This window comes from Oceaniglobus roseus (genome assembly GCF_002869745.1).
Taxonomy (GTDB): Bacteria; Pseudomonadota; Alphaproteobacteria; order Rhodobacterales; family Rhodobacteraceae; genus Oceaniglobus; species Oceaniglobus roseus.
This window is the reverse complement of record NZ_PNOS01000010.1, coordinates 100,992-109,739: the sequence shown is the minus strand read 5'-3', so window position 1 is coordinate 109,739 and position 8,748 is coordinate 100,992. Positions and strand designations below refer to the sequence as shown.

General features: G+C 73.3%; 8 protein-coding genes and 1 pseudogene. 3 read left to right on the top strand and 6 right to left on the bottom strand.

Annotated features, from left to right (window positions below; all coding sequences use genetic code 11):
- Positions 1-835 (top strand): annotated as a pseudogene (locus A7B20_RS07340) (chromosome segregation protein SMC); the annotation flags it as partial.
- Between the two features lie 6 nt (positions 836-841).
- Here the strand turns inward: A7B20_RS07340 and A7B20_RS07335 are convergent.
- The 5 genes from A7B20_RS07335 to A7B20_RS07315 all read right to left on the bottom strand — a co-directional run bounded on the left by A7B20_RS07335 (position 842) and on the right by A7B20_RS07315 (position 5,175).
- Positions 842-1,315 carry a PRC-barrel domain-containing protein gene (locus A7B20_RS07335; protein ID WP_102107911.1) on the bottom strand — a complete coding sequence of 158 codons (474 nt, stop codon included), beginning with the start codon at positions 1,313-1,315 and terminating at the stop codon, positions 842-844.
- A gap of 310 nt (positions 1,316-1,625) precedes the next feature.
- A complete protein-coding gene (locus tag A7B20_RS07330; RefSeq protein ID WP_102107910.1) occupies positions 1,626-2,813 on the bottom strand; it encodes a lytic murein transglycosylase in 1,188 nt (395 codons plus the stop codon).
- A gap of 54 nt (positions 2,814-2,867) precedes the next feature.
- On the bottom strand, positions 2,868-3,770 hold the full coding sequence (gene cbiB, locus A7B20_RS07325) for an adenosylcobinamide-phosphate synthase CbiB (protein ID WP_102107909.1): 903 nt from the start codon (positions 3,768-3,770) through the stop codon (positions 2,868-2,870).
- Positions 3,767-4,804 (bottom strand): aminotransferase class I/II-fold pyridoxal phosphate-dependent enzyme, encoded by a 1,038-nt coding sequence (locus A7B20_RS07320; protein WP_102107908.1) that lies wholly within the window; start codon positions 4,802-4,804, stop codon positions 3,767-3,769. The genes cbiB and A7B20_RS07320 overlap by 4 nt, the downstream gene beginning before the upstream one ends.
- Positions 4,801-5,175, bottom strand: coding sequence for a DUF1636 family protein (locus A7B20_RS07315; RefSeq protein ID WP_102107907.1), 375 nt, complete (start codon positions 5,173-5,175; stop codon positions 4,801-4,803). The genes A7B20_RS07320 and A7B20_RS07315 overlap by 4 nt, the downstream gene beginning before the upstream one ends.
- Positions 5,176-5,382: 207 nt before the next feature.
- Here A7B20_RS07315 and A7B20_RS07310 point away from each other — a divergent pair, with 207 nt between their 5' ends.
- A complete protein-coding gene (locus A7B20_RS07310) occupies positions 5,383-5,745 on the top strand; it encodes a response regulator (protein WP_102107906.1) in 363 nt (120 codons plus the stop codon).
- A gap of 48 nt (positions 5,746-5,793) precedes the next feature.
- Here the strand turns inward: A7B20_RS07310 and A7B20_RS07305 are convergent, their stop codons facing one another.
- Positions 5,794-7,092 (bottom strand): glycerate kinase type-2 family protein, encoded by a 1,299-nt coding sequence (locus tag A7B20_RS07305; protein ID WP_102107905.1) that lies wholly within the window; start codon positions 7,090-7,092, stop codon positions 5,794-5,796.
- 248 nt (positions 7,093-7,340) lie between these two features.
- Between A7B20_RS07305 and A7B20_RS07300 the strand changes: the two genes are divergently transcribed.
- Entirely contained in the window at positions 7,341-8,744 is a 1,404-nt protein-coding gene (locus A7B20_RS07300) for an amidase (protein ID WP_102107904.1), read from the top strand.
- The last annotated feature ends 4 nt before the right edge of the window (positions 8,745-8,748 follow it).

Sequence of the window (8,748 nt, the reverse complement as noted above, 5' to 3'; positions counted from 1 at the left end):
CGCGGCGGGCGACAGCCGCGAGGCCCGCGCCGCCGCCGAGGCCCGCAGCGAGGCCGCCCGCGAGGCCGTGGCCCAGGCCGAGGAGCGGATCGAGGAGGCGCTGGACGTCACCCCGCAGAAGCTGCTCGACACGCTCGACGCCGACCCTGACCGGATGCCCCCGGCCGAGGAGATCGAGGCCGAGGTCGCCCGCCTCAAGCGCCAGCGCGATTCGCTCGGCGCCGTGAACCTGCGCGCCGAGGAGGACGCGAGATCGGTGCAGGAGGAGCATGACCTGCTGATCCGCGAGAAGGCGGACCTGGAGGCCGCGATCCGCACCCTGCGCACCGGCATCGCCGGGCTGAACCGCGAGGGGCGCGAGCGGTTGCTGACAGCGTTCGAGCAGGTGAACGCCAACTTCTCCATGCTCTTCACCCACCTCTTCAACGGCGGCGAGGCGAAGCTGGAGCTGGTGGAATCCGAGGACCCGCTGGACGCGGGACTCGAGATCATGTGCCAGCCGCCGGGCAAGAAGCTTTCGACCCTCTCGCTGCTCTCGGGGGGCGAGCAGACGCTGACGGCGATGGCGCTGATCTTCGCGGTGTTCCTCGCCAACCCCGCGCCGATCTGCGTGCTCGACGAGGTGGACGCGCCGCTGGACGATGCCAACGTGACGCGGTTCTGCGACCTTCTGGACGAGATGTGCCGCCAGACCGAGACGCGGTTCCTGATCATCACCCACCACGCCGTCACCATGGCCCGGATGGACCGCCTGTTCGGCGTCACCATGGGCGAGCAGGGGGTCAGCCAGCTGGTCTCGGTCGACCTCAAGCGGGCCGAGGCGCTGGTGGCCTGAGGCGGGTCAGTCCGGCGTCGGCGCGGGCTGGTCCGGGTCTTCCTCGGGATCGAAGGACGGCGCGTTCTCGATCGCGATCCGCCCGGCGACCACGAGGATGTCGACCTTCTCCGGATCCTCGGCGTTCTTCAGGAAGATCAGCCGATCCATCGGCAGCGCCACCGTGCGGGCGCCGATGCCAAACAGCCCGCCGATTTCCAGCAGCACCCCCTTCACCCGACCGTCGGCGCCGATCATCACGTCGCTGATCGTGCCGAGCTTGATCGCATCCTCCGGCAGCCCCCGTTCCCCCTCGGCCGGCGGCGTCGGCGCGGCGTGGACAAGGTGCCCCTGCAGGTCGGAGAATCGGAAGGGATCGCCGGGGCCCGCCTCCTCGGCCGGACGCGGGCTGAGGAACGGCGTGTCCGGCGCGACCTCCTGCGCCTGCAACGGGGCGGCGAGCAGCAGAAGAGGGGCGAGGCGCAGGAGGGGCGGGGTCATCGGATGTCCTTTCCACGGGGATCGGGGGAAAAAGGCCCGGCGAGGCGGGGCGGTTCCCGCCGTGTGGGGCGTTCGGACCGAAGGCAGGGGGCGCAGGCTCCGACCGCGGGATGAAAGGTCCGGTCACGGTGCCAGCTCATCCGCGCCTTCCTGAACGACGAGGGCAATCCCCGGATGCAGATGGACGTCCTGATGCGCAACGACGGCATCTCGCGGAGCAATTTCGTTGCCGTGCTGGGCGCGTGGCGGGACCGGATCGCCGAGTGGGAGCAAGCGCTCGGCCTCTGAGCGCCGCCACCGCCGCCCCGCCTCAGAGCGTGTCCAGCAGGGCGGGCGTGGGCCAGGCGTCGGCGGGCAGGCCCAGGCGCTCCTGCTCGGTCTGCACCGCTTCGCGGGTCTTCTCGCCGAGGATGCCGTCGATCCCGCCCACGTCGTATCCCTTCGCCACCAGCTTCTCCTGCAGGCGCAGCATCTGCGGCCCGTCGAGCCCCGGATCGGGGTTCCCCGCCGCGTAGACCTGCGCGCCTTCCAGCCGGGTGGCGAAATAGGCGGCGGTGGTGACGTAGACGAAGCTCTTGTTCCACTCGAAGAAGACGTCGAAGTTCGGATAGGCCAGGAAGGCGGGTCCCTTGCGCCCCTGCGGCAGCAGGATCGCCGCCGTCAGGCCGCCGTCGCCGAGCGGCCCGTTGCGCGGGGTCACGCCCTCGGCCTGCCACTCCGCCACGGTCTTGCGGTGGTTCAGCCCCGTCTCGGCCCAGTCGAAGCCTTCGGGCAGCGTGACCTCGTGCAGCCAGGGCTCCCCCGCGCGCCAGCCGAGGCTCCTGAGCATCGCCGCGCCCGAGGTCAGGGCGTCGGGCACGCTCGTCTTCAGGCTCACCACCCCGTCGCCGTCGGCATCGACGCCGTTCTCCAGGATGTCCTCGGGCAGCATCTGGACCATGCCGATCTCCCCGGCCCAGGCGCCGGTCGTGGTGCGGGGGTCCAGCGCGCCGCGTTCGAAGAGGGTCAGCGCGGCCAGCACCTGCGGGCGGAACAGGTCGGGGCGGCGGCAGTCATGGGCGAGGGTGACGAGGGAGTTCACTGTGTTGAAGTCCCCCTGCACCGCGCCATAGTCGGTTTCCAGCGCCCAGAAGGCCAGCAGCACGCCGGGGCTGACGCCGTACTCCGCCGCGATCCGGTCGAAAACGGCGCCGTATTTCTTCAGGTTGGCGCGGCCGTTGTCGATCCGGTTCTGGCTGATGACCCGGCGCGAGAACTCGATGAACGGCAGCTGGAACACGCCTTGGGCGTTGTCGGCCTTCAGTGTCCGCTGATCCTGCGAGACCCCCGCGAAGAAGGCATCGACCTTGGCGGGGTCGTGGCCCGCGGCGATCGCCTCGTCCTTCAGCCCTGCGATGAAGCCGCGGAAATCGCCGCCGCAGGGCACGTCGGTCTGCGCCGCGGCGGCGAGGGGCAGGAGGGCGGCGGCGAGGGCGGGCAGCAGCAGGGGCAGGCGCATGGGCGGTCCTTCGGGCAGGGGCGTTTTGCCACAGACGCTAGCACCCGCGGCCCGCTAGGCAACCGCTGCCGCCAGCGCGAGCACCAGGAGCGCGGCCCAGGCGCGCCACAGCCGGCGCACGCAGGCCCCGATCTCCGCCGCGCCGGGGTCGCGGCGGCCCGAGGGGTGCACGAAGGGGAAGTCGCGCATCGTGCCGTCGTAACTCCGCGGCCCCGCCAGCGCCACGTCGAGCGCGCGGGCCATGGCCGCCTCGGGCCATCCGGCATTGGGCGAACGGTGCAGCGCGGCGTCGGCCCGGATCGCGGGCAGGTCGCGCAGGCGGCCGGCGGTCAGGGCGATCAGCACCGCGGTCAGACGGGCGGGAACCAGGTTCAGGAGGTCGTCGGTGCGCGCGGCGGCCCAGCCGAAGGCCTCGTGGCGCGGCGTGCGGTAACCGATCATCGAATCGGCCGTGTTCACCATCTTGTAGACCAGCATCCCCGGCAGCCCCGCGACCAGGAACCAGAAGGCGGGGGCGATCACGCCGTCCGACAGGTTCTCGGAGCCCGACTCGATGGCGCTGCGCGCGACGGCGGCGGCGTCCATGGCGGCGGTGTCGCGGCTGACGATCATCGCCACCGCCCGCCGCCCCTCGGGCAGGCCACGGCGCAGCCCCACGGCCACGGCGCGGACGTGGTCGCAGAGCGAGCGCTGCGCGAGCAGGATCGCCGCCGCCACGATCTCGGGCAGGGGGCCGAGGGGAATCGCGGCGACCAGTCCCGCGGCAAGGAGCGCGAACGCGACGAGGAGCGCCAGCGCGACCACCCCCTTCACGCGCCGGTGGCCCCCGCGGTTCAGCGTGACGTCACACCAGCCCACCGCTCGTCCCATCAGGACCGCCGGGTGCGGCAGGCGCGACCACAGCCACTCCGGTTCGCCGAGGGCGGCGTCGAGGATCAGGGCCGCGGGCAGGATCATGTGCGGGACTGCGGGCCGGTCCGCCGTGCGGCGCTCGGCTGCGCCGTCGCCCCGCCCGCCGTCCCGTTTGCCGTCCCGTGAACCTCCGCCCCGGCCTCGGCGAGGGCGGCTTCGAGCCTTGTCCACCCGTCGTCCGGGGGCAGGCCGAGCCGCAGCCAGTCCGGCGCATAGGGAAACTCCCGCGTCAGGATGTGCCGCCGCGCCAGGGCGTCGTGCCACAGCCCCACATCGGGCGTGCGGCAGAGGCGGAACAGCGGACAGTCGCCCCCCGCCGCGAGTCCTGCCGTGGCCAGCAGCGCATCGAGCCGCGCCGCCCGGTCGCGCAAGGCAAGGCGTTCGGCCGCCGCCCAGCCCACATCCTCCAGCGCCGCGGTGCCGAGCGCCAGCGCAGGCCCCGAGACCGCCCAGGGCCCGAGCCGGCCCGCCAGCCGTTCCAGCACCGCCGGGTCGCCGATCGCGAAGCCCAGCCGCAGCCCCGCCAGGCCCCAGAACTTGCCGAAGCTCTTCAGGATCACCGTGCCCGGACCCGCGCGGCCGATGAGGCTGCGGGCCGGGTCCGTGTCGCAGAAGGATTCGTCGACGACCAGCATCCCCGGCGGCCTGTCCGGTCCCTCCCAGAACTCCCCGGTCGGGTTGTTCGGGCTGACTTCCAGCCGCACGGGTGCCGTGCCTTCCGTCACCTCCCAGCCCGCGGCGCGAAAGGCGGCGGCGTGTTCGTTGTAGGTGTCCGGCCGGATCCGCACCGCGCGCCCGTCAAGGCAGAACGGCAGCTGCGCGATGAGGGCCGAGGCGCCCGGACCCGCCAGCACCGCCGCCCCCTCGGGAACCGCCCAGAACCGCCGCGCCGCCGCCTCGAGCGCCGCGGACGCGCCGCGGTCGGGCAGGGCGGTCCAGGCCGTCTCGGGCAGGGCGGGACGGGGCCAGGGCCGCGGGTTGATCCCGGTCGAGAGATCCAGCCAGTCGGCGCGGGAGCCCCCCCACCGGGCCACCGCGGCGTCCACGCCTCCGCCGTGATCCCGCGCCGCGCCTGTCATTCGGCGTCGGGCAGCGGCGGGTGGCGGGTGACGAAGTGGCCCTTCACCCCCTGCGGCCAGCTGCGATAGGGCACCTGGCCCGTCTCCGAGGCCGCATGGAGCGCCGCATAATCGGCGATCGCCGCCGCCGCGTCGGCCTCGGGCGCGAACCGGCCGAGGGTATAGGCGATCTTCCCCGCCGCCTGGACCGCGACGTTGCAGCCGTGGGTGCAGCCCATCAGGCAGGAGGTGCGCCGGGTGCGCACGCCCTCCCGCGTCTCGGCCTCGGCCTCGACCAGCGCGGCCAGCCGTGCGCCGTCGCGCGGCGCCTCCGGCCGATCGCCCTGCTCGCCGAATCGGCAGGTATCGCAGACGGTGATCCAGGTGGTCATCGCAGCCTCTGACGTTCCCCCGGGCCGTTCCCGGTGGCCCGGACAAACCATTGTGCCCCCTGAAGATGCAAGCGGATTGTTGCCGCGATCGCCTGTCAGGGCCCGCATGGATTTGTGTAGAATTGACCCGGTTGCCGGACTGGGGCACCCTTGCAACAGCCGAATCTGCCGCGGTCCCGGTGCCCGTCCCGCAGGAAAGTCTCCGAGATGAAGATCCTGATCGTCGGCGATGTGCCGAAGCTGACCGATCTCTGGGCATCCTGCCTGCGCGCCAGGGGTGCGTCCGTCACGGTGGTCGCCTGCCAGGATGCCGCGATCCGGGCCCTGCAGAGCGGCGCGTGGGAGGTGCTGATCCTGAACCTCTCAATGCGCGACGGCTCGGCCCTGGCCGTGGCCGATTTCGCCTCGTACCGCTATCCGGACACGAAGATCATCCCGGTCACCTCGTCGACCTTCTTCTCGGACGGCTCCGTGTTCCGGCATGTGCCGAACGCCTGCACCAGCCTCGGCATCGCCATGGCGCCCGAGGACATGGCAACGATCGTCGAACACTACGGCATGGCCGGCTGAGACCGGCTCGGGCAGGCTCGGACTGGCCGGGGCGCCGCCGCGTCGCCGTCAGGCGGGCGCGGGTCGCGACAGCAGCACCTGGATGTCGGCAACGTTGGTGCCGGTGGCCCCCGTCACCAGAAGGTCGCCCGAAAGGCCCAGCGCCGCGTGGCTGTCGTTGTCCGCCAAGAGTGCCGCCGCATCGCCCCCGGCCGCGCCGATCCGCGCCCAGCTGCCCTGATCCACGATCCCGCCCGCGGCCTCGGTCGGGCCGTCCCGCCCGTCGGTGCCGCCGCTGAGGCCGGCCCAGACGCGCGCAATCGGCGCCTCCGCCGCCCGGCGGGCCAGCCGCAGGGCCAGTTCCTGGTTGCGCCCGCCCATGCCCTTGCCGCGCAGCCGCACCGTCGTCTCGCCGCCCCAGAGGAGGGCGGTGGGCGGTGCGCCGGCAGGCAGGGCGGCGGCTGCGGCATGAAGCGCTTCGGCCGCCTCGGCCACGTCGCCGACCAACCGGTCCGAGACGATCCGCGCCGCGAAACCCGCCGCCTCAGCCGCCAGCCGCGCGGCCGCGAGGCTCTGCCCGTTCGAGCCGACCATCCGGTTGTCCGCCTCGATCTCCGGCACGCCAGGTGCGGGCCTGTCCAGGTGCGCCCGCACCGCCTCGGGCACGTCCGCCCAGATCCCGGCCCCCTTCAGCAGCGCCGCCGCCTCTTCCCGGGTGCCGAGCGGGGAGACCGTGGGCCCGCTGGCGATGGCGCGCAGATCGTCGCCGATCACGTCCGACAGGATCAGGGCGCTGACCGGCGCGGGGGCCGCGACCCGCAGCAGCCCGCCCCCCTTCAGCCGCGACACCTGCTGGCGGATCAGGTTCATCGCCACGATGTCGAGCCCGCTGGACAGGAGCGCCCGGTTCAGCGCGATCTTGTCCTCCAGCGTCAGCCCCTCGGCCGGGGCGGGCACCAGGGCCGAGCCGCCGCCCGAGATCAGGGCGACCACCCGGTCCTCGGCCGTCGCCGGGGCGAGCAGGTCCAGCACGGCCCGGCCCGCGGCCAGCCCGTCGGCGTCGGGCACCGGATGGCCCGCGTGCAGCAGGCGCGCGCCGGGGCAGGGGGCGCCGTTGCCCTTGTGGGTGATGCAGAGCGCTTCACGGGGACCGTCGACGCGGGCCAGTGCCGCCGCCATCATCGCGGGCGCCGCCTTGCCGATGGCGACCAGCCGGGTGAGTCCGCCGGGACCGGGACGGGGCAGCGGACGATCGTCCAGCGCCGCCGACACGGCACGGGCCGGATCGGCGGCGGCGACGGCGGCCAGGAAGATCTCCCGCGCGGCATCGCGCAGGTCGTCGGTCGGAATGGCGTTGGACAAGGACATGGACCCCGGCTGGAAGGTTGTGCCCTTTGTAAGGGCACGGCCCGCGGCCGAGATCAAGTCCGCCGTGCGCGGGCGCGCCCCACGCGCGGCGTCCGGCGCGCCCGGAGATTTCCCGCGCGCGCGGCGGGCACCTCCGATCGCGCGCCAGCGCGCCGAAACGCGCGCTGTTCCGTGCCGCAGGGCCCCTTGCCCCCGATCCGCGCATCTGCTGCACTCGCCCTCTGACCCCGGCCCAAAGGACCTCGCCCATGCCCCCCTTTAGCGGACCCGACCTCTGCGCCCTCGACGCCACCGAGGCCGTCGCCCTCCTCGCCGCGCGCAAGGTCTCGCCCGCGGAACTGGTGGAGGCCGCCGCGGCCCGCCACGCGGCCGTGGACGGCGCGGTGAACGCCATGCCGATCCTCTGCGCCGACCGGGCGCGGGCGGCGGCCGCGACACCGCAGGGCGCGCCGCTGCACGGGTTGCCGCTCGCGATCAAGGACCTGACGCCGGTCAGGGGCGTGCGCACCACTTTCGGCACGCCGGGTTTCGCCGATTTCGTCCCCCCGGCCTCGGACCCGCTGGTCGAGCGGCTGGAGGGGCGGGGCGGCATCGTCATCGGCAAGACCAACACGCCCGAGATGGGCGCGGGCGGAAACACCTTCAACGCGGTCTTCGGCATGACCCGCAATCCCTGGAACACCGCGAGGAACGCCGGCGGCTCCTCGGGCGGGGCGGCGGCGGCGCTCGCTTCGGGGCAGGTCTGGCTGGCCCACGGCAGCGACCTCGCCGGCTCGCTGCGCACGCCCGCGGCCTATTGCGGCGTCGTGGGCCTGCGCTGCTCGCCCGGGGTGGCGGGCGGGGCTTCGGCCACGAACCTCTTCAACACCATGTCGGTGCAGGGCCCGATGGCGCGCAACGTGCGCGACTGCGCCCTGTTCCTCGACGCCATGGCGGGGGAAGACCTTGCCTGGCCGCTCTCCCGCACCGCGCCCGCGACCGCCTATGCAAAGGCCGTGCTGAAGGAGCCAGGCCCGGTGCGCATCGCCTTCAGTCCGACCATGGGCGGCTTCGCCCCCTGCGACACGATCATGGAGGGCGCGCTGGCCGGGGCCCTCGCCCGCCTCTCCCCGGCCTTCGGCACCGACGAGACCTTCCCCGACCTCTCCGGCCTCGAACAGGCCTACATCACCTTCCGCGCCATGGTCTGGGCGGCGGGCCCGGGCCGCCTGCCGCAGGAGATCCAGTCGCGGTTCAAGACGACGCTGAAGGAGAACATCGCCCTGGGCCAGACCCTCGACATCCAGCAGGTCTATGATGCGCAGATCGCCCGCACCGCGGTCTACAACCGCGTCGCCGCCGCCTTCGCGCAGTACGACGTCCTCGCCGCACCGTCGGTCGGCCTGATGCCGGGGCCGGTGGAGGACGAGTACCCGTCCCGCGTCGGCGACACGCCGGTGAAGGACTACGTCGACTGGCTGAAGTTCTCCTTCCTCGCCACCACCCTCGGACTTCCGGCCCTGGTCCTGCCCGTGGCCCTCGTCGACGGCCTGCCCGTCGGCCTGCAGCTCATCGCCCGCCCCCACGCCGAGGCGCAGCTGTTGCGGATCGCGCACCGGATCGAGCAGGAACTCGACCTGAAGCTCGGCCCGATCGACCCGGTCGCAGGCTGAGGCC

Excerpts from the sequence above, each read along its gene's own strand:
- A7B20_RS07335 (WP_102107911.1), bottom strand. The coding sequence starts at position 1,315 with ATGACCCCGCCCCTCCTGCGCCTCGCCCCTCTTCTGCTGCTCGCCGCC.
- A7B20_RS07330 (WP_102107910.1), bottom strand. The coding sequence starts at position 2,813 with ATGCGCCTGCCCCTGCTGCTGCCCGCCCTCGCCGCCGCCCTCCTGCCC.
- cbiB (WP_102107909.1), bottom strand. The coding sequence starts at position 3,770 with ATGATCCTGCCCGCGGCCCTGATCCTCGACGCCGCCCTCGGCGAACCG.
- A7B20_RS07320 (WP_102107908.1), bottom strand. The coding sequence starts at position 4,804 with ATGACAGGCGCGGCGCGGGATCACGGCGGAGGCGTGGACGCCGCGGTG.
- A7B20_RS07315 (WP_102107907.1), bottom strand. The coding sequence starts at position 5,175 with ATGACCACCTGGATCACCGTCTGCGATACCTGCCGATTCGGCGAGCAG.
- A7B20_RS07310 (WP_102107906.1), top strand. The coding sequence starts at position 5,383 with ATGAAGATCCTGATCGTCGGCGATGTGCCGAAGCTGACCGATCTCTGG.
- A7B20_RS07305 (WP_102107905.1), bottom strand. The coding sequence starts at position 7,092 with ATGTCCTTGTCCAACGCCATTCCGACCGACGACCTGCGCGATGCCGCG.
- A7B20_RS07300 (WP_102107904.1), top strand. The coding sequence starts at position 7,341 with ATGCCCCCCTTTAGCGGACCCGACCTCTGCGCCCTCGACGCCACCGAG.